Origin of the sequence: Bacillus sp. FSL W8-0223 (assembly GCF_038006805.1) — a bacterium.
Taxonomy (GTDB): domain Bacteria; phylum Bacillota; class Bacilli; order Bacillales; family DSM-4216; genus Bacillus_O; species Bacillus_O smithii.
The window spans coordinates 3,492,635-3,512,930 of the sequence record NZ_JBBOVX010000001.1 but is presented as its reverse complement, the minus strand read 5'-3'; the positions used below and the strand labels follow the sequence as shown (position 1 = coordinate 3,512,930).

Below are 20,296 nucleotides of genomic sequence, written 5' to 3'. Positions count from 1 at the left end.
TCTATTTCTGGCTCTTCTGATATGTCTTCGGAGGTTGGAAGCATGGCGCTGCCAATAGGTCTTATCAGTTGCAAACAGGAAAGCAATGGCATTGGAACATCCATCTTTTATGGATTATAGGCTTACCTTTCCTATAAAACAGACAGAAAAAGCACCATCTTCGCTATAGGCAGTTTTTCTGTATTTCACCTCACTTTTTGAAGAGCGTCTTTATGTTTTTTAATGAAATAGCCCATTTTCATACTTATGCAAGCATCTTCAAAAAATGAACAGCTTTCTTAATGAATTGTACAAATTTTGCGACAAAGTTTTTTAGGGGGAAAGAATACAGGTTTTCATAAACGGAGAGAAAGAAAAAGGTCCTTAAGAGTTTGGCTCTTAAGGACCTATCTCGATTTATTCATTGATATGAAAAAATTGAGGAAGTTTTTCTTTTTCCAACAACGGACCGACGAAGAATGAACCGAATTCGCCGTAGCGGGCGCTTACTTCATCAAAACGCATTTCATAGACCAATTTTTTAAATTGGAGAACATCGTCGGCAAATAAGGTAACTCCCCATTCGTAATCGTCAAAACCGACCGAACCGGAAATAATTTGTTTGACTTTGCCGGCATATTTACGTCCGATTAATCCGTGGCTTCTCATCAATTCACGGCGTTCTTCCATTGGAAGCATATACCAGTTGTCGTTTCCTTGCCGGCGTTTGTCCATTGGATAAAAGCAAATGTATTTCGATTTTGGCAGAATGGGATAAAGCCGAGAACGCACATATGGATTTTCATATGGATCTTCATCGGAATCAGAAGGGAGATAGTTGCTTAGTTCCACGACGGATACATATGAGTAGCTCGGGATCGTAAACTCCGCGATTGTTAGTTTATTAAATTCATTTTCCAGCTCGTTCAATTCTTCCATTGTTGGGCGCAATGTCATAAGCATTATATCGGCTTTTTGCCCCACGATGGAGTAGAGCGCATGGCTGCCTTTTTGTTCAGCTTGTGTTTTTTCTAATTTTTCTAAGAAACGGTTAAGTTCAGCCAGAGCTAATTGACGTTCTTCGCTGGAAAGAGTTTTCCACAGGGCCCAATCGATGGTTCGAAAATCATGAAGGACGTACCAGCCGTCCAGTGTTTGCGCAGCTTCACTCAACGATATCAACTCCTATTCAAAATGCTTCAACTTTCTCTTTTTTTAATATACCATAGTTTGTCCCTATTCATCTGAAAAGAAACCTGTGCAGTTGTGGCTAATTCTTGAAGCTTCATTTAGAAAGTGGGATTACAATGAGAGAAACCGAAAATTTCCTAGAAGTGGACCTTTATTTTAGGCAGGCGAACAATCGCATTCTATTCTTTCCATCCGTGAAATAGCGGTGATATAATAGGATCACGAAACGATGACTGAAGGAGAATTTTTTGATGAGTAATGCTTTGGCTCTATTACAACAGAAAGCGTGGAGGATTATCGACCAATCGAGTTTAGGGCCGATGTTTGACGCTTTGCAATCGTTCGCGGCTGATGATACGCTTTGCACTTCCGTTGGAGCAGGTGCTTCCCCTGCGACTGCAAGAGCGTGGGTTCACCATCAGACGGTAGTTCTTGGCACCCAAGATACGAAACTTCCTTTTCTTCAAGATGGTTTAAGAGTCTTAGAAAATGCGGGCTACCGCTATATTGTCCGAAACTCGGGCGGACTGGCTGTATTGCTTGATGAAGGAGTTTTAAATCTTTCTTTAATATTTCCGGATACGGAAAAAGGCATCGATATTGATAGAGGGTATGATGCCGTGTGGAAGCTGGTTCAATTAATGTTTCACGATTATCCTGAAGAAATCGAAGCGAGAGAAATCATAGGTTCTTACTGTCCCGGAAGCTATGATTTGAGCATTCGCGGAAAAAAGTTTGCCGGGATATCGCAAAGACGAATAAAAAATGGCGTTGCCGTCCAAATTTATATAGGCGTCACCGGAAGCGGGGCAGAACGAGCGGAGTTGATTCGAAAATTTTACCAAGCTGGGAAAAAAGACGTTGTAACCAAGTGGGAGTACCCCGAAATTCGGCCGGAAGTGATGGCCTCCCTCGCTGAGTTAATCGACCCAGCTTTATCGATGACGAAAGTGATGACCCGATTTTTCACGGCATTAAAAACGGTCAGTGAAACCCTTTATATGAGCCAATTGGAAGGGGAAGAAATAGAGCTCTATCAGTACTACTTAAATCGGGTAACTGAACGCAACGAAAAGCTCTTGGCTGCCTCCTGCTAATGCAAAAAAGATCCGTCCTCAACGCCAAAGCATCGGCGGAGGACAGATCTTTCTATAATCATTCAGCCACTTTTTCTAAATTTCCGTTTCGATCCATTTTAAAAGTAGTCGGAGCGGGTTCCTCGTCTTCAAACAAGACTAGTTTGCGGGCGCGGTTCATAATCTTTATTAAAGTTTCGTAGTCTTCTTGCATAATCATAGAATTTTTTTCTAGTTCTTTCACTTTCTTTTCCAATTCTTCTTTTTCTTGCTTTAAGGTCGCAATTTCCTGCTTCAATCTGGCATTCTCGCTTTTTAAAATATCTGCGTGGTAGTTGGAATGGGTCATGTTTTGCAAGAATGCAATGACTTTTTCCAGCGTGATTTCACCGCTTGGTGCGATAACGGCAGGCAATGCCGCTTCTTGTTCTCCGGTTTTTAGATTATCGTTTGCCACGGGCAGGGACATCGCTTCCACTTCCTCTATGGAAGGCACAGGCGGCTGATAAAGAAGTTTCTTTTTGCCTCCTTGGTCTTTGCCTAACAGCCTTTGCCGCTGTTTTCGCTGCTTTTTCGCAAGCTGAAGAGCTTTTTCATATTGATGGCGGACGACAGCGTTCCAGCGAAAGCCGCAAGCAGCAGACGTCCGGTTTAACTTGTCCCCAACTTCCTCAAAAGCGTTTAATTGAGTGCTTCCTTCTCTTACATGACGCAGTACAGTTTCTGCTAAAAGCAGATCATTTTCTTCAGTCCAGGCATCCTGGCGTGTTTTCATGGTTCTCAACTCCCTTTTGTAAAAATGTTTTTTTCTTATTTACATCTTGGTCAATAACGAATAGTTTTATACATTTGCAAGAAAATATTTTGAGTAATAGTTTGATATGGAATTTTGGACGGCGAAAAAAGGAGAGTAAATGACCGTTTCGGCGACAATCATCACTCTGCGGATTTTGGGAATGAAGGATTAATGGCAAAATTTTTCTTTGTTTTATTGGTGATCAAAAAGAAATCACTCTGCTAAGAAGAAGGCATTCATGAGACCGGGAAGATCAACCTTATCAACCTTCCAAAAGAACGAGGCTATTTCGAGTTCATTAAAAAATTCTGAGCAAGCAAAGCCGTTTTAAGAGAGAATGTATTCGTTCAACTTGGAGAAAGAGAACAAACTAATTTATCATGATTTTTTTACAAAAAATTAAGGATTGCACTTTTTAGCATGAAAGAGTAAGATATATGTAAACGGTTACAGTTTTCGTAGAGGTGAAACCAATTGGTGACGATTAGAGACGTTGCGAGAGAGGCGGGGGTCTCTGTAGCAACGGTTTCCCGTGTTTTAAACAAGAGCGGATATGTACAGGAGGATACGAAAAAATTAGTTCTGGAAGTCATTCAAAAGCTTAACTACAAGCCGAATGAAGTGGCTAGATCTTTATACAAGCGGGAATCCAAACTAATCGGTCTTTTGCTTCCAGATATCACGAATCCTTTTTTTCCCGAATTAGCCCGTGGTGTGGAAGATGCTGTTCAACATGAGGGATATCGTTTGATCGTTGGCAACAGCGATGAAGATATGGAAAAGGAGTTTCGTTATATTGAAACGTTTCTTCAAAATCATGTAATGGGCATCATTGCATCCACGATCCATTCAGATCGTTTTTTGAATTTAAAAATTCCTGTCGTGCTGCTCGATCGAACGACAGATCAATTTCCTTCTGTTTACTCCAATCATCAGCAAGGAGGGAGATTGGCAGCTAGAACATTATTGGAACGCGGGAGCAGAGAGATTACGGTGTTAAGAGGACCGCAGCATATACGTCCTGCACAAGAACGTTTTCTAGCCGCTCTTGACGTTTTAAGCCAATCCAGTGCTTGCTTCTACGTCATGGATACGTCCTTTACTTTTAATGGAGCAAAAGCCAGTGCAAAGGAAGTTTTTCAAAAGTATCCTAAAACAGACGGAATATTGGCATGTAATGATGTGGTGGCAACCGCTGTCCTTCATGAGGCGTTGAGAATCGGCAAAAGAATACCGGAAGATCTGCAAATAATCGGATACGATGATGTCCCCATTAGTGAACTAGTTTTTCCGCCCTTAACCACCATTCATCAACCAGCCTATAAAATGGGCGAAGAAGCAGCCAAGCTTTTGTTGGCTATTTTAAGAAAAGAAAAATGTATGGATACTCAGATAAAACTGCCCGTAAAATTAATAGAAAGAGAAACGACAAGAAAGGTGGAGTCTTAATGATTAAAATAGTGGTAGTCGGAAGTTCGTCCATGGATTTAGTGGTCACTTCACCAAGAAGACCAGAAGCAGGAGAAACCATTATTGGTACTTCTTTTAAAACCGTGCCGGGCGGTAAAGGAGCAAACCAGGCCGTGGCAGCGGCAAGACTTGGCGCCGAAGTGACATTGATTGGTTGTGTCGGTGATGATCATTATGGAAGTTTGATCGTCGATAATTTACAAAAAAATGGTGTTTCAACCGATTTTGTGAAACCGGTTACAGGCGTGGAGTCAGGCACAGCCCACATTACTTTGGCGGATGGAAACAACAGCATTATTGTCGTAAAAGGGGCGAATGATTTCATTACTCCAGACTATGTAGAGATAGCCTTAGAGTCCATCAAGAAAGCGGATGTAGTGTTGATTCAACAAGAAATTCCGGAAGAAACAGTAGAATATGTGGCAGACGTTTGTGCTTCGAATGAAGTGAAGCTTGTCTTAAATCCGGCGCCTGCCAGAAAAATTAATCCAGAAGTGATATCAAAAGCAACGTTTTTAACGCCAAACGAACATGAATATCAAGTTTTATTTGACGGGAAAGAACGATCTGAGATGCTTGCCGCTTTACCGAATAAATTAATCATTACGGAAGGAGAGCATGGGGTGCGTTATCATAACGGAACAGAGGAAGTCGTCATTCCGTCTTACAAAGTCGATGTGGTCGATACGACAGGAGCCGGGGACACGTTTAATGCCGCATTTGCAGTCGCTTTGGCAGAAAGAAAATCGATAACAGAAAGCTTGCGATTTGCGAATTGCGCTGCTTCCCTATCGGTTACCAAGTTTGGGGCACAAGGTGGAATGCCGACGCGGGAAGAAGTGGAAAGGGTGGTTGCAAAATGAAACGACATGGAATCGTGAACAGTTCTATTGCAAAAGTCCTTGCGGATCTCGGCCATACCGATTGGATCGTCATCGGTGATTTAGGCCTTCCGGTGCCAAAAGATATTCCCAAAATTGATTTAGCCATAAAAATCGGAACTCCTACCTTTCAAGAGGTTGTGAAGGTCATACATGATGATATGGTCGTCGAAAAAGCCATTGCAGCTGAAGAAATCAAAACGAATAATCCCGCTCAGTTTCAATTTTTAGAATCTGAATTTAGCGGAATGGTGGATTTTATCTCCCATGAACAATTGAAACAGTTCATGAAACAAGCAAAAGCGGTCATCCGAACAGGAGAAGCAACTCCTTATTCCAACTGTATATTGCAAGCAGGCGTCATTTTTTCAACAGGAAAGGAGTGAAAAAAGTGCGGATTGAAATGAAAAATATTCATAAATCATTTGGTGCTAATAAAGTACTTGATGGTGTTTATTTTACGCTAGAACCCGGCGAAGTACATGCACTGATGGGGGAAAACGGAGCCGGAAAATCAACATTAATGAACATCTTGACAGGTCTTCATAAAAAAGATAACGGCAAGATTGTCATCGATGGAAAAGAAACGGATTTTCAAAGTCCAAAAGAGGCAGAAGATGCCGGAATCATGTTTATTCACCAAGAATTAAATATTTGGCCGGAAATGACCGTGCTAGAAAACTTGTTTATTGGGAAAGAAGCAACGAATAAACTCGGAATTTTAAATACGAAAAAAATGAAAGCGCTAGCAAAAGATGTTTTTAAACGCCTTGGGATGACTCTTCCCTTGGAACAAGAAGCGGGTCTTTGTTCTGTTGGAGAACAACAGATGATCGAAATTGCCAAAGCCTTGATGACCGATGCCAAAGTGATCATAATGGATGAACCTACCTCTGCTTTAACAGACAGGGAAATTCAAAGACTTTTTCAGTTGATGGAATCTTTGAAAAAAGACGGCGTATCGATTGTGTACATTTCTCACCGTATGGAGGAAATTTTTACGATTTGCGACCGCATTACCATTATGCGCGACGGGAAAACCGTCCATACTTCCCCGATAAAAGAAACGAACTTTGATGAAGTAGTGAAAAAAATGGTGGGGCGTGAACTAAAAGATCGTTTTCCGGAGAGACGACCTAAACCGGGGAAGATCGTGTTTGAAGTCAAAAATTTAACAAGAAAAGGCTACTTCGAAAACATTCATTTTTCGCTTCGTTCAGGGGAAATTTTGGGTATTTCCGGTTTGATGGGTGCGGGACGCACAGAGATCATGCGCAGCCTATTCGGCATCGATCCGCTGGATGAAGGGGAAATATTCATAGACGGCCAAAAAGTAACGATTAAAAATCCATATGATGCTGTGCGAAAACATATGGCTTTTGCAACGGAAAACCGAAAAGAGGAAGGATTAATTTTAGACTTTTCGATTAGAGAAAACATTTCCCTTCCTAACTTATTTAGCTTGGCACCTAAAGGAATCGTTCAAAGTGAAGAAGAGGAAAAGTTCGTCGACATGATGAGCAAGCGTTTAAAAATTAAAACATCTTCAATAGAAGAAGCTGCAGGAAATTTATCAGGCGGTAATCAACAAAAAGTGGTCATTGCGAAATGGATTGGCATTGGCCCGAAAGTTTTAATTTTGGACGAACCGACAAGAGGAATTGATGTTGGCGCCAAACGTGAAATTTACCAGCTCATGAATGAATTAACCGATCGTGGAATGGGGATTATTATGATTTCCTCGGAACTTCCTGAAATATTAGGGATGAGCGACCGCATTCTTGTCATTCATGAAGGGAAAATCGCAGGTGAACTTCAAGGAAAAGAAGCTGACCAAGAAACGATTATGACGTTAGCGACTGGAGGAAAATTACATGAACACACAAACAACTAAACGCCCATTGTCGCAAGTGTTCTCAAAATTGGGTCCGTTGATTGCATTTGTTCTATTGTTCGTAGTTGTAGCCATTTTAAATCCATCTTTTCTAGCACCATTAAATATACTCAATCTACTGCGACAAGTATCTATTAATGCATTAATTGCTTTTGGAATGACGTTTGTTATTTTGACCGGTGGCATTGACTTATCGGTTGGATCGATGTTAGCGATTTCAAGTGCTTTAATGGCGGGAATGATTGTATCAGGCATGGATCCTATTCTGGCCATCATCGTTAGTGTTTTACTCGGTACGCTCATGGGGATGTTTAATGGATTGCTTATTACGAAAGGAAAAATGGCACCCTTTATTGCCACTTTAGCAACGATGACGATTTATCGAGGACTTACGCTCGTTTACACAGACGGCAACCCTATCACAGGATTAGGGAACCATTACACCTTTCAATTATTTGGGCAAGGATACTTTCTGGGAATCCCTGTTCCTGCGATTACGATGATCATTACCTTCGCCATTTTATGGTTTGTTCTTCATAAGACGTCATTCGGTCGCAAAACATATGCCATTGGCGGTAATGAAAAAGCGGCCATTATTTCTGGTATTCAAGTCAATCGTGTAAAATGGATGATTTATGGATTAGCAGGTACGATGTCTGCTTTGGCCGGTTCGATTTTAACGTCTCGATTAAATTCAGCAGAGCCGACAGCGGGAACGGCTTATGAAATGGATGCGATCGCCGCTGTTGTTTTAGGTGGAACCAGTTTATCCGGGGGAAGAGGTAGAATTTTCGGAACTTTAATTGGAGCACTCATAATTGGAACATTAAACAACGGGTTAAACTTATTGGGGGTTTCCTCCTTTTACCAACAAGTTGTAAAAGGTGTCGTCATATTAATAGCGGTTTTAATTGATCGGAGAAAAGCATAAGGAAACAATCTTTTGAAAACCTATCAAGTTTTGAAAATAACATCGTAATTGAAGGAGAAAATCAAAATGAAAAAATTAGCAGGCATAATGATGATGTGTATCGTTCTCTTGTTAAGCGCATGTTCACTTGAGCCTCCTAATTGGGCCAAACCAGCCAAAAAAGACCATTTAAAAGACATGAAAATTGGCGTCAGTATTTCCACTTTAAATAACCCATTCTTTGTCACGTTAAAAAATGGCATTTTAAAAGAAGCCAAGAAAAAAGGAATGGATGTCATAGTCGTAGATGCCCAAAATGATTCCACCAAACAAGTCAATAATATCGAAGATTTAATTCAACAAGGCGTTGACGTTTTGCTCATTAACCCAACGGACTCAGCAGCCATTTCGACTGCTGTGAAATCGGCTAATAAAATGGGGATACCCGTTATTACGATCGACCGTTCAGCTGACGAGGGAAATGTCGCAACATTTGTAGCTTCTGATAATATAAAAGGCGGCAAAATGGCAGCAAACTATATCATCGATCAAGTTGGGGAAAAGGCAAAAGTGGTTGAACTTGAAGGTCAGCCAGGTGCTTCTGCTACACGTGAACGCGGTGCAGGATTCCATAGTATTGCAGATAAAAAACTGGATATTGTCGCGCGGCAAGCTGCCGATTTCGACCGATCCAAAGGCTTAAATGTAATGGAAAATATTTTACAAGCTCAAAAAAATATTCAAGCGGTATTTGCGCATAATGATGAAATGGCATTAGGCGCTATCGAGGCGATCAAAAGTTCAGGCCGCGATATTGTAGTCATTGGATTCGATGGAAATGACGATGCGATCAAAGCCATCAAAAAAGGGAAATTATCTGCTACCGTGGCTCAACAGCCGGAACTGATTGGTCAAAAGTCCGTACAGGCAGCCATTGATGTTTTACAAGGAAAGAAAGTAGAAAAGAAAATTGCTGTACCGTTAAAGCTCGTTACAAAAGAGAACGTATCAAAAATGAAATAAATATTTGCTTTTCAGGTCCCCATATAAATGGGGATTTCAGAGTGTAGACAAAAGGCATCCGAATGTGCGCTTTCGGATGCCTTTTGTCACTTTTATGCTTTCAAATGTTTGGAATAGACCCCTCCAGGGGTCTATTTTATGTTATTGCTGGACTTTTCCATGTCCAGCAAGCCATCTTTTTCAAATTCATTGCAGCAAAAGTTAGCATCGCCTGCATGGACAATTTTTTTAAACCTCTTAAAGTTGTCCAACGCATACCATGCTTTTCCTTTGCATCAGCAAAAACACGTTCAATGGTTTCTTTCCGTCTTGCATAAATGCTCTTATTCTCTTGTGTATGCCGAAGATGATCAGCTTCCTCTAAATAAAATTCCCATACATGTCGCTGAATCAGTTTTTTATGCTCCTTACTTTGGGTGCACTTCGAAAGGAATGGACAATCTTTACACTGGACTGGATCAGAAAAATATTGACGATAGCCTTCCTTCGTCGTAGTTGCATATTTTAACACTTGTCCTTGCGGACAAAGATAACAATCGTAGTATTCATCGTAAACATACTCATGTTTTTTGAAATAACCATCCTTTGTACGAGGGCGAGTATAAGGTAAAGCAGGGGTCATATCATTTTCAAATATGTATTGGGCAACGGCGGGAGTTTTATATCCAGCGTCAGCAGCAACCACAGCCGGTTTTCCATGTTTTTCTATGACTTTTTCAAGAAGTGGCTCCAATACGGAACTGTCATGAATATTCCCTGGCGTTACAATAGCCCCCAAAACAAAGCCATTTCGATCCGCAGCAGCATGGAATGAGTAAGCAAACTGTTTTGTTCGCTCGTCTTTTACGTAGTAACCACTTTCCGGATCAGTGGTACTTTCTTTTATTTCTTTATATTCTTCTTTCCCAAATTTATCTGGAGGAAATGGCTTTTTTCCATGTGCTTCTCGATCAGCATTTATCTCATCTTGTAGACGTGCTTGATAGGCTTTCGTTTCTTTTCGAACCACTTTCTTCACAAATTTATGCTTATTCGCACTCGCTTTGACATGAGTAGAATCAATAAAGACATGCTCACTGCTTATCAGCTTCTTATCTGCAGCTTCTTTCAAAATGCGATAGAATATCTGTTCAAATAAGTCTGTATCCTTAAAGCGTCGCTCGTAGTTTTTCCCAAACGTTGAAAAGTGAGGTACCTTATCATAAAAACCAAATCCAAGAAACCAACGGTAAGCCAGATTCGTTTCGATTTCCTCTATAGTTTTTCGCATGGAACGAATACCGAAGGTATATTGGATGAAAGCCATTTTAATCAATACAACTGGATCAATACTTGGTCGACCTCTTTCCGATGAATACATGTCTTGAACAAGCGAATAGATAAATGAAAAATCAATAGCAGCGTCGATTTTACGAACCAAATGATCTGCAGGTACAAGTTGGTCTAAAGCTATCATTTCTATTTGATCACGATTCATCTGTGTATTTTTTGTTAGCACTTCATCCACCTCAATTCATTACGGTATCTTAATTATACAAAAAAAGACTGTCGGCAAATCCGGTTTTTTCGGATTTGTCGACAGTCTGAGGTCCCCATATAAATGGGGATTTTTTTATTGTTGACGATGCCGACAGCCGGGAAACAGGATCATAAAACGAATTCGTAAAGCAGATACGATTTTTTATGGATGAAAAAGAGAAAGCACGTTCAATTCAGACAAAGGAGCCCGGCATGTTTTTCGAGAGGGAATCAAAGTCCTTTTCATATGTCTATCATCCCGTCTCCCATTCGCAGAACATGATAAGAAATCACGATTTTTCCAACGAGACAGGCTGCCCGTTGAACTTGCAAACTGCTAAATTAAGGGGTAAAATACCGATAGCTTTAAGAGACAAAACAGAAGGGATTGTATGGAATGGCAAACGAATTTCGTGTTTGCGATGACTGTCAGGCTGTCAATTTGAAAACGTTGCTGCCTAAGCTAAAAGCCTTGGATCCCGATGCAGAGATTAAAATCGGCTGCCAATCCTACTGCGGTCCAGGCCGCAAAAAAACGTTCACCTTTGTGAATAACCGCCCGGTTGCAGCATTAACGGAAGATGAATTGATAGAAAAAGTAAAGAAAAGACTAAAATAGATGAAACGTGTCACCTCATTCCAAACGGAAAAGGTGATTTTTCATTATCTGGGATGGAAGACGGGGGATTCGCAAAAGTCTGTTTGCTGATACAATAGAAATAGGTTTGATGAGGAAAGAGAATTCCTTGCGTTTCGTTCAAATGACGTGGGTGTTGGCATAAGAAAAGCTTTTGATGCAAACATCCTGATGTCCCGCGATAGGATATTTTGTATATAAAAGGATCTTTGCAAAGTCTTTTCGTTTTTTTGGGATTATAAAGGATGTTTTTCCATTTTTGGTTGCAGGACAACTAGTGCTGCTCCCGTTTATCTAATGAACGGATCATACGTCATTGTTCAATCCGTTTTTATTTCACCATATTTTAATTTGAAAGGAGGAAGTACAGGAGTGTTTTGCCATTGCACAACACTCATTCCTCCCCCTGCTTTTACGGAGCTTTATCCTGGCTATTATGGAACAGTGGGGGTCTTCTGTGCGCAGTGAGATGGACTATTCCAAAAAAAAGTTAGATGAAGAAAAAGTGTTTAAAGACCCGGTTCATCGGTATATTCACGTAAGAGACCAAATGATTTGGGATTTGATCGGAACGAAAGAATTTCAAAGACTGCGGAGAGTCCGCCAGCTTGGTACAACGTTTTTGACATTTCACGGCGGAGAACACAGCCGTTTCAGCCATTCACTTGGTGTTTATGAAATCGTCCGCAGAATTGTCGATGATGTGTTTGATGGCCGACCTGAGTGGAATAAAGAAGAACGTCTACTTTCGCTTTGCGCCGCCTTGCTCCATGATGTCGGACATGGACCTTTTTCTCATTCGTTTGAAAAAGTCTTTGATTTGGATCATGAACAATTTACGAGAGAAATCATTCTCGGCGATACGGAAATCCATCAAGTCCTCTCAAGAGGGGGAAGCGATTTTCCTGAAAAAGTGGCGGAAGTGATAGCCAAAACGTACCATAATAAGTTGGTTATCAGTTTGATTTCCAGTCAGATTGATGCGGATCGCATGGATTATTTGCAAAGAGATGCGTATTTTACCGGCGTCAGCTACGGTCATTTTGACATGGAGCGGATACTGCGGGTTATGCGGCCTCGGGAAGATCAAGTGGTGTTTAAATACAGCGGCATGCATGCGGTAGAAGATTACATAATGAGCCGGTATCAAATGTATTGGCAAATTTATTTTCATCCTGTGACTCGAAGTGCGGAAGTGGTGTTGACGAAAATTCTTCACCGCGCAAAAGAACTGTATCGAAATGGTTATTCTTTTAAACAGGATCCCGTTCACTTCTATTCTTTGTTTCAAGGCGATATTACCCTTGAAGATTATTTGAAGCTGGATGAATCCATTATCCTTTATTATTTCCAAATATGGCAGGAAGAGGAAGATCCGATTTTAAAGGATCTCGCCAATCGCTTTGTCAACAGGAATCTTTTCAAATATATCGAGTTTGATCCGGCTAAAGAATATAAGAAATACAGTGAATTAGAGTCGTTGTTTCGAAAGGCCGGAATCAATCCGGATTATTACTTGGTGTTGGATTCGTCATCAGATCTTCCTTACGATTTTTATCGCCCAGGTGAAGAAGAGGAACGTTTGCCCATTCATTTGCTGATGAGGAACGGGGAATTAAGAGAACTGTCAAGAGAATCGGATATTGTGGACGCGATATCCGGAAAGAGGAGGACGGATCATAAACTCTATTATCCTGCCGACTTCCTCAAAGATGACCGTTCAAAACCGTCGATCAAACGAAAAATTCGCGAGATACTGGACATTTAAATGGTAAGTAAGGAATTTTGGAGTAGGAGATGACCACGTTGTTAAAAGAACATGTCAAATTGATGAGTGCCTTTTCCGCCTGTGGGGAAATTATCGGTCGAAAAAAATTGCAAAAAATGATTTACATTGCCAAGAAAATATCCTTTCCTTTTCAAGAAAAGTTTCAGTTCCATTTTTATGGACCCTATTCAGAAGAGCTGACGTTGAGAGTGGAAGAATTATGCAATATGGGATTTGTTCATGAAGAAAAGGAAAAGAAAGGCGGCTATTACCAATATCGCTACACCGTTACAAAAGAAGGAATGGATTTTTTAAAGCTTTATGAAGAGGAGATACCTAAATTAAAAGAATGCGTGCTCCATATGAATGAGCAAAGCGCCCGATTTCTGGAGCTGGTATCTACCGTTTTGTATTTCGATCATTTGTCCGAGGAAGAAGTAAAGGAGAAAATTTTCACCTTAAAAAAGAAGCAAAACTATACGGAAGAAGAAATTGAAAAAGCGTACCAGTATATTGAAGAATTAAAAGGAATCGCCAAGCCCCAGTGAGGCTTGGCGTTCCGGGATCAGTTTTCATCGCTCAGGCGTTTGCCGGCGACGGCATAATGGTTTTTGGACATTTCTTCAATAAAAACAGTCACTTTTTCTTTCGGAGCTCCTGTCGTTTCTGAAACTGCTTCCGTGACTTTTTCCACCAGCGCTTTTTTCTGTTCATCTGTACGACCTTCCAGCATTTTTACGGTTACATAAGGCATATGTATCACTCCTTTATACTTTCTTATCTCAGATTTTATGCTTTTCTTTTGGAAACAGCAAGGAAAGAACAATCTGTGATAAAATTTTCAAAGTTTTAGTATAAGATGTTGATAAAGGAAAGTTTTTCAAAAGGCAGGAAAACAAAAGATGCACGTTGAATAGGGGAAGCATCCGTCATTTTTCCTAATAGTTTGGCTGTCTAAAAATAACATCAAATAAAGGAGTCGATAGTTTGGATCGTTTTTTTGCTTATTCGTTTCAGGAACTTCCGTTTGTCATTATCTCTTTAGTGGTGGCTTTTACGGTGCATGAATTTGCACATGCTGCTGTTGCTTATAAATTTGGTGATTCTACGGCCAAAGATGAAGGAAGATTAACATTAAACCCGGTATCGCACTTGGACCTGATCGGAACGTTGTTTCTTTTGATTGCTGGTTTCGGATGGGCGCGTCCCGTACCTGTCAACCGCAGCCGCTTTCATAACCCAAGGCTGGCCGGTGTTCTCGTATCGATTGCCGGACCTTTGAGCAATTTTTTGATTGCGTTTCTCTCTTATGTGATCATGTTTTTTTTCATCCGTTCCGGAAGTGGTTCCGCATTGCCGCAGTTTTTCGTGGATTTATTAAATATGATGTTGTGGCTGAATCTTGTTCTTTTTGTCTTTAATTTGCTGCCGTTTCCGCCACTGGATGGATATCGCATTATTGAAGATCTTGCAACACCGTCTTTTCGGGTCAAAATGAGCCAGTATGAGCAATATGGGGCGCTGATCTTTTTAATTTTAGTCATTACTCCGCTTGACCGTTATACGATTCATCCCCTCTTCAATATGGTAGTGCCGGCGATTTTGCAAGGGTTTAGTTCGTTGTTTTCTCCGTTTTTTTAAAATGTGCGAATAACAAGTACATAGTCGTTGCTAATTGTAGATGCCATTGCAAGGCTATGGCTTGATTGCCGCTATTATGTTCATTGACTGAAAAAGGGCGGTTATGGAATGAGAAAAATTTATGAATATCTGTCCATCGATGAGAAAAAAGAAGCAGTCGAAAAATTGAGAGAAGATCTCAGAAAACTAAAAAAAGAAATCGATCAAAATCAAGATTCTTTTTCTAGTTTCATCCTTGAAATATTGTATAGTACACGAGATAAATGGAATTTAGAAATGGAAGAATTAGAAGCTGGGATAAAAAGTAAAGAATGATCTTGAAAGATGAAGATTCGATGGAGAAGGCATGGTTGACAAATCACAGCTTGGATGGCGCAGCCGCTTGATTCAACTGTAAATTCAAAATGAAAAAAATCTCTGTTTGGATATGGAAAGCGTTTGCGATATATTGAGAATAAAATCTTGTTCAAGGAGAGGTTGGATACATGGAGAAAAAGAAAAATATCGGGTTTCATATTATCAAAAATGATCCACTGGATGGCCATAGAGGATTCGGAAAAGGAGCGGTAAGCCTAGACAATGTTTCACCGGTCATCATTGACGTGGAGGCGGGTGAAGCGTTTGTCGATTTAGGCGCCATGCATGCGCGCAGTGAAGTAGAGAAGAGAATCAAATTTACTCCTCATAAGGAAGAAGTGCCGGATGGGAAACCGTACTGGATCGTTTGGGTGACCGTCCAGCAAGGAGAAGAAGGACCTTATTATTACGGGGCGACCGCTTGCGAAATGACCGTCAATCAAGAAACAAGAAGAGGCTACAAATCTTTGCCCGAACATGTGAACCGATTGGATAAATCGTTAAAGGGACATTTTATATTGGATCATATGGATGCCAAATCCAAAAAAGTGTTAAAAGACTTTTTGGAAAGCCATGATAAAGGCATGTGGGAGCGATCCAGCGAACAATTGAAAAATGGCTTGCAATAATTTTTTTGTGTGGAACGACGATTATTTTATAAATCTAAGATAGTTGTTAGAAAAAACAAGGATGTTCGAACCGTTTGCCACTAAGAATAATGAAGACACGAAAAAACCCGGTAGACAGATTCCGGGCTTTTTCTGTTGGCAGGCCGTTTGGTTACAAGCCAAACAACCTTTGAAACCAATTTTTTTCTTCTTTCTTTTTGGTTGGATTTGAATGATCTTTTTTCTTCAAGTGTTCCGTACAATATTCGGTCGGCTCGGTTCCGGCAACAAAATAAGTCTTTACGGAAACGGGGCAGTCTTTGGTTGCCAGTTTTCCGTTCAGCGGATTGATGGCGACCGCTTTCACTCCTTTTGGTGGTTTGAATGATTTCTTAGGCTGCCCTTTTAACGATTTTTCCATAAAAGCGGCCCAAATTTTTTTCGCGAGTTTCTTGTCCTCTGTTAATGTTATTTCTTTTCCGTTATCGTATCCCGTCCATATCCCTGTTGTCAGCTGAGGGGAGAAGCCGATCATCCAATGATCGGCGGAAGTCGAGCCTGATTTGCCGGCATAAGGTCTTGTCAGATCTTTCAGCATTGATGCTCCTGTGACCGTTGCGTAGCCGTTTAATTTTTTATCGAACATGCCCGTCATCATATGGGTCATCACAAAAGCGAGACGTTTATCCAATATTTGCTTTTGCAAAGGGTGATTATCATAAATCACATTTCCGTGGGAGTCTTCTACTCTTTTGATAAAAACGGGCTCGATTTGTTTCCCTCCGTTGGCAAACATCGAGTAGGCGTTCACCATTTCGATTAATTTGACCCCGGAAGTCCCAAGTGCCAAAGAAGGGACATTTTCCAATGGGGTTGTAATTCCGAATTTTTTGGCCGTTTCGATCAATGTTTTCGGCTTAAGAAAAATATTGGTTTTGACGGCGTAAATATTGTCCGATACAGCTAAAGCTTGTGCCATCGTAATTTCACGGTTGGCATACTGGTCGTTAAAATTGTGCGGTGTGTAGGTGTTTTGACCATGGTTGAAATGAAAAACAGTATATTCGCTTCTTAACGTTGTGGCAGGTGTAAAGCCGTGCTCCAAAGCAGCATAGTAGAGAAAGGGCTTCATAGTGGAACCCGGCTGCCGGATGGCTTGCACAGCACGATTGAAAGGGCTTTGTTCATAATTGCGCCCTCCGACAAGCGCGGTGACGTAGCCGGTTTTCGGTTCCATTGCCACGAGCCCTACCTGTATTTGAGAGTTTGGAGAGATTTGATTTTGGATTACTTTTTCTGCCAGTTTTTGCTGTTTCAAATTTAAGGTTGTATAGACTCGAAGCCCGCCGAATTCAATCGTTCGATCGTCCAAGCCCAAATCCGTTTTCAGCTTTTGTTTGACGACATCTTGAAAATAAGGGGCTATATTGTTTTTCGGATCCGATTGTTTTCCGACAATCGTTAGTTTCTCTTTTTCTGCCTGTTGGCGTTGTTTGGCAGTAATATAGCCGTCTTTCTCCATTTTGCGCAATATTAATAATTGACGTTCTTTCGCTTTTTGAAAAGAAATAAGCGGCGAGTAGATGCTGGGGCCTTTAGGAATGCCGGCCAGCATACTGGCTTCCGCGAGAGAAAGGTCTTTCGCATCTTTATTGAAATAAAATTTGCTGGCTGCTTCAATCCCATATGCGCCGTGGCCATAATAGATGGTGTTCACATATCCTTCTAAAATCTGTTTTTTTGTGTAATTCATTTCCAAGCGGATCGTATAAAATGCTTCCAACAATTTTCGGTTCCACGTTTTGTCGTGATGAAGAAATAAATTGCGGGCATACTGCTGGGAAATGGTGCTGGCTCCCTGAACTTTGGACATCGCTTTTACATCAGCCAAAGCGGCTCCGGCAATTCTTTTTAAATCAAACCCATGATGTTCGTAAAACTTTTGGTCTTCTATCGAAACGGTGGCATCGAGGAGGTAAGGAGAAATGTCCTCTATTTTCACCCAATATCGTTTTTCTCCGCGGTTGGATTCTCCTATTAACGTTCCGTCGTCCGCATACAAAAGAGTAGATTGAGGAACTGAAAGCGGCGGAGGACCTAAAAGTTTTGCATAGGAGAATATGGCGAGAACTCCGGCCGAAAATAATATCAATAAAAGCAGGGAAATAAAGAAGAAAGCTCGAAAGTATTTCACGGTTTTACTGGATCTTGAATTTGTGATAATTTCCATATTTTCACCCCGCTTGTATATAAAAGCAGTTTTCTCTCATTTTTTAGTATGAAAAAAAAGTCAGCTTTTTAAACATCGGCAGGTGAAAGGAGCGGCATAGGCAGAAAAAAACTCTTGAAATTTTGGCAGTTTCCAATATACTGATTGACATGTTTGGTTTTTTCTTTTAGGATTTATTGTTTTTCCACTCTTTTAATCAGAAAACTCCCATCTTGTAAATTTGATAAGAATGGGGAATTCTAATAAGCTAAACGATGGATAAAATCTATCGTTTCATGAGAAAAATGGCTGAAAATGTTTAGAACAAATTTAAAATGAAAGGAAGCAGGTTAATGGCTGGACTTTGGTTTACTGAAAAGCAGACGGAAAATTTTGGAATTACGATGAAGGTCAAACGGACTTTACATACAGAGAAAACGGACTTCCAATACTTGGAAATGGTTGAAACGGAAGAGTGGGGAAACATGCTTCTTCTCGACGGAATGGTGATGACCACTCAACGAGACGAATTTGTGTACCATGAAATGGTGGCGCATGTTCCGTTGTTTACTCATCCAAACCCGGAAAACGTTCTGGTCGTGGGTGGAGGAGACGGCGGTGTAATCCGTGAAGTGCTCAAGCATCCGAATGTGAAAAAAGCGACTTTAGTCGATATCGATGGCAAGGTCATTGAGTATTCCAAGAAATACTTGCCGGAGATTGCATCCGGGTTGGAAGATGAACGAGTGGAAGTAAAAGTCGACGACGGTTTTATGCATATCGCACAAAGTGAAAATGAATACGATGTCATCATGGTTGATTCAACGGAACCGGTCGGACCGGCAGTCAATTTATTTACAAAAGGCTTTTACGCCGGAATTTCCAAAGCGCTGAAAGAGGACGGCATTTTTGTCGCACAAACCGATAACCCTTGGTTCAAAGCCGATTTAATCCGCAAAGTTCAGAAGGACGTAAAGGAAATCTTCCCGATTACGAGATTGTATCTTGCCAATATCCCGACGTATCCAAGCGGTTTATGGTCATTTACCATCGGTTCGAAAAAATATGACCCGCTTGCGGTGCCTGATGAACAATTTCTTGATATTGAAACAAAATACTATACGAAAGAAATTCATAAAGCAGCATTTGTTTTGCCGAAATTTGTGCAAGATTTGACAAAATAAGAGGTGCCACAGGGAGGTCTTGAAACATGCGCTTTGACGAAGCTTACTCGGGAAATGTGTTTATTGGCAGCCATCCAAATTACGAGGAAAGTTCAGTCGTCATATACGGTATGCCGATGGATTGGACGGTCAGTTACCGGCCAGGTTCCCGGTTCGGGCCGGCCCGGATTCGGGAAGTGTCGATTGGACTTGAGGAATACAGCCCTTATTTGGACAGAGAACTAAAGGAAATCCGCTATTTTGATGCCGGCGATATCCCCCTTCCTTTCGGGAATGCAGAAAGAAGCTTAAAAATAATCGAAGAGTATATTGACCAATTGCTGGCAGACGGGAAATCTCCTCTGGGAATGGGGGGAGAGCATCTCGTATCGTGGCCGGTCATTAAATCCGTCTATAAGCGCTATCCAAATTTGGCGGTGATTCATATGGATGCCCATACGGATTTGCGGACGGATTATGAAGGAGAGCCTTTATCCCATGCGACTCCGATTCGAAAAGTAGCTGAATTGATCGGTCCTGAGAATGTATTTTCGTTTGGCATACGCTCCGGAATGAAAGAAGAATTTCAATGGGCGAAAGAAAATGGTATGTACATTGCCAAATTTGAAGTTCTTGAACCTTTAAAAGAGATTTTGCCACGATTAAAAGGCCGGCCGGTTTATGTGACGATTGATATCGATGTGCTGGATCCGGCTCACGCTCCGGGAACCGGAACGGTAGATTGCGGCGGGATTACTTCAAAAGAATTGCTCGCATCCATTTTGGAAATCAGCCGTTCCGAAGTTCAAGTGGTGGGAGCCGACCTTGTCGAGGTGGCGCCTGTGTACGACCACTCTGAGCAAACGGCTAATACAGCCAGCAAATTGATTCGCGAAATGCTGTTGGGCTGGTTTTAATCATATCATTTTGGCTTATAAAAAAGGATCTGCTCAAGACGGCTGGGGGAAGGAAAACTTCCCGGCTAAGCTGTTTTAGGGCAGATCTTTTTTTTATAAAATTTGATTTCGTTAAGCAAGCTTTTAATTAGAAAAGGTGTGGAAAAATTTTTTAAAGACTCCCTACATTGCCTTTTGAAGAAATCCCTCTTATAATGATAAAGTTATAGTGAACGAAAAACGGAACGGTTTTTTTAGTTTGATTGAACAGGAATGAAA

The 20,296-nt window shown here is 41.0% G+C and carries 20 protein-coding genes; 15 read left to right on the top strand and 5 right to left on the bottom strand.

The window, feature by feature from the left end:
- Positions 1-396 precede the first annotated feature (396 nt).
- Positions 397-1,152, bottom strand: coding sequence for a hydrogen peroxide-dependent heme synthase (gene hemQ / locus NST81_RS16800; RefSeq protein ID WP_003354335.1), 756 nt, complete (start codon positions 1,150-1,152; stop codon positions 397-399).
- A gap of 269 nt (positions 1,153-1,421) precedes the next feature.
- Between hemQ and NST81_RS16795 the strand changes: the two genes are divergently transcribed.
- Entirely contained in the window at positions 1,422-2,267 is an 846-nt protein-coding gene (locus tag NST81_RS16795) for a lipoate--protein ligase family protein (RefSeq protein WP_327796724.1), read from the top strand.
- Between the two features lie 58 nt (positions 2,268-2,325).
- On the opposite strand, the gene NST81_RS16790 is transcribed toward NST81_RS16795, so the two are convergent.
- Positions 2,326-3,021 (bottom strand): RsfA family transcriptional regulator, encoded by a 696-nt coding sequence (locus NST81_RS16790; RefSeq protein ID WP_048624273.1) that lies wholly within the window; start codon positions 3,019-3,021, stop codon positions 2,326-2,328.
- A gap of 495 nt (positions 3,022-3,516) precedes the next feature.
- On the opposite strand from NST81_RS16790, the gene NST81_RS16785 reads away from it, so the two are divergent.
- From NST81_RS16785 to rbsB, 6 genes are all read left to right on the top strand, one after another.
- The gene (locus tag NST81_RS16785) at positions 3,517-4,491 is read left to right on the top strand and encodes a LacI family DNA-binding transcriptional regulator (protein WP_048624272.1); all 975 of its coding nucleotides are present in this window, start codon (positions 3,517-3,519) and stop codon (positions 4,489-4,491) included.
- Positions 4,491-5,375: a ribokinase gene (gene rbsK, locus NST81_RS16780; RefSeq protein ID WP_048624271.1), complete on the top strand. Its 885-nt coding sequence runs from the start codon at positions 4,491-4,493 to the stop codon at positions 5,373-5,375. The genes NST81_RS16785 and rbsK overlap by 1 nt, the downstream gene beginning before the upstream one ends.
- Complete coding sequence (gene rbsD, locus NST81_RS16775; protein ID WP_048624270.1) at positions 5,372-5,779, top strand: D-ribose pyranase; 408 nt, start codon at positions 5,372-5,374, stop codon at positions 5,777-5,779. Before rbsK ends, rbsD begins: the two co-directional genes overlap by 4 nt.
- A gap of 5 nt (positions 5,780-5,784) precedes the next feature.
- Positions 5,785-7,287, top strand: coding sequence for a sugar ABC transporter ATP-binding protein (locus tag NST81_RS16770; protein ID WP_048624269.1), 1,503 nt, complete (start codon positions 5,785-5,787; stop codon positions 7,285-7,287).
- On the top strand, positions 7,268-8,218 hold the full coding sequence (locus tag NST81_RS16765) for an ABC transporter permease (protein ID WP_048624268.1): 951 nt from the start codon (positions 7,268-7,270) through the stop codon (positions 8,216-8,218). Before NST81_RS16770 ends, NST81_RS16765 begins: the two co-directional genes overlap by 20 nt.
- 66 nt (positions 8,219-8,284) lie before the next feature.
- Positions 8,285-9,220, top strand: coding sequence for a ribose ABC transporter substrate-binding protein RbsB (gene rbsB, locus NST81_RS16760; RefSeq protein ID WP_048624267.1), 936 nt, complete (start codon positions 8,285-8,287; stop codon positions 9,218-9,220).
- Positions 9,221-9,356: 136 nt separating this feature from the next.
- Here the strand turns inward: rbsB and NST81_RS16755 are convergent, their stop codons facing one another.
- Positions 9,357-10,718 (bottom strand): IS1182 family transposase, encoded by a 1,362-nt coding sequence (locus tag NST81_RS16755; RefSeq protein ID WP_341027798.1) that lies wholly within the window; start codon positions 10,716-10,718, stop codon positions 9,357-9,359.
- Between the two features lie 417 nt (positions 10,719-11,135).
- Between NST81_RS16755 and NST81_RS16750 the strand changes: the two genes are divergently transcribed.
- From NST81_RS16750 to NST81_RS16740, 3 genes are all read left to right on the top strand, one after another.
- A complete protein-coding gene (locus NST81_RS16750; protein ID WP_003353397.1) occupies positions 11,136-11,357 on the top strand; it encodes a DUF1450 domain-containing protein in 222 nt (73 codons plus the stop codon).
- A 487-nt stretch (positions 11,358-11,844) separates the two neighbouring features.
- Positions 11,845-13,143, top strand: a complete 1,299-nt coding sequence (locus tag NST81_RS16745) for an HD domain-containing protein (protein ID WP_040341056.1) — start codon at positions 11,845-11,847, stop codon at positions 13,141-13,143.
- 38 nt (positions 13,144-13,181) lie between these two features.
- Positions 13,182-13,691 (top strand): YwgA family protein, encoded by a 510-nt coding sequence (locus tag NST81_RS16740; RefSeq protein WP_081473027.1) that lies wholly within the window; start codon positions 13,182-13,184, stop codon positions 13,689-13,691.
- A 17-nt stretch (positions 13,692-13,708) separates the two neighbouring features.
- Here the strand turns inward: NST81_RS16740 and NST81_RS16735 are convergent, their stop codons facing one another.
- Positions 13,709-13,897, bottom strand: a complete 189-nt coding sequence (locus tag NST81_RS16735; protein WP_003353394.1) for a 2-hydroxymuconate tautomerase — start codon at positions 13,895-13,897, stop codon at positions 13,709-13,711.
- Positions 13,898-14,130: 233 nt separating this feature from the next.
- Between NST81_RS16735 and NST81_RS16730 the strand changes: the two genes are divergently transcribed.
- The 3 genes from NST81_RS16730 to NST81_RS16720 all read left to right on the top strand — a co-directional run bounded on the left by NST81_RS16730 (position 14,131) and on the right by NST81_RS16720 (position 15,770).
- Positions 14,131-14,784, top strand: a complete 654-nt coding sequence (locus NST81_RS16730) for a site-2 protease family protein (RefSeq protein WP_048624265.1) — start codon at positions 14,131-14,133, stop codon at positions 14,782-14,784.
- A 108-nt stretch (positions 14,785-14,892) separates the two neighbouring features.
- Complete coding sequence (locus NST81_RS16725; protein ID WP_048624264.1) at positions 14,893-15,099, top strand: hypothetical protein; 207 nt, start codon at positions 14,893-14,895, stop codon at positions 15,097-15,099.
- 170 nt (positions 15,100-15,269) lie between these two features.
- On the top strand, positions 15,270-15,770 hold the full coding sequence (locus tag NST81_RS16720; RefSeq protein WP_003353390.1) for a YwhD family protein: 501 nt from the start codon (positions 15,270-15,272) through the stop codon (positions 15,768-15,770).
- A gap of 151 nt (positions 15,771-15,921) precedes the next feature.
- On the opposite strand, the gene NST81_RS16715 is transcribed toward NST81_RS16720, so the two are convergent.
- Positions 15,922-17,979 carry a transglycosylase domain-containing protein gene (locus NST81_RS16715; protein WP_048624263.1) on the bottom strand — a complete coding sequence of 686 codons (2,058 nt, stop codon included), beginning with the start codon at positions 17,977-17,979 and terminating at the stop codon, positions 15,922-15,924.
- 332 nt (positions 17,980-18,311) lie between these two features.
- Between NST81_RS16715 and speE the strand changes: the two genes are divergently transcribed.
- Positions 18,312-19,142 carry a spermidine synthase gene (gene speE / locus NST81_RS16710; RefSeq protein ID WP_003353388.1) on the top strand — a complete coding sequence of 277 codons (831 nt, stop codon included), beginning with the start codon at positions 18,312-18,314 and terminating at the stop codon, positions 19,140-19,142.
- Positions 19,143-19,168: 26 nt separating this feature from the next.
- Complete coding sequence (gene speB, locus NST81_RS16705) at positions 19,169-20,038, top strand: agmatinase (protein ID WP_003353387.1); 870 nt, start codon at positions 19,169-19,171, stop codon at positions 20,036-20,038.
- Positions 20,039-20,296 lie beyond the last annotated feature (258 nt).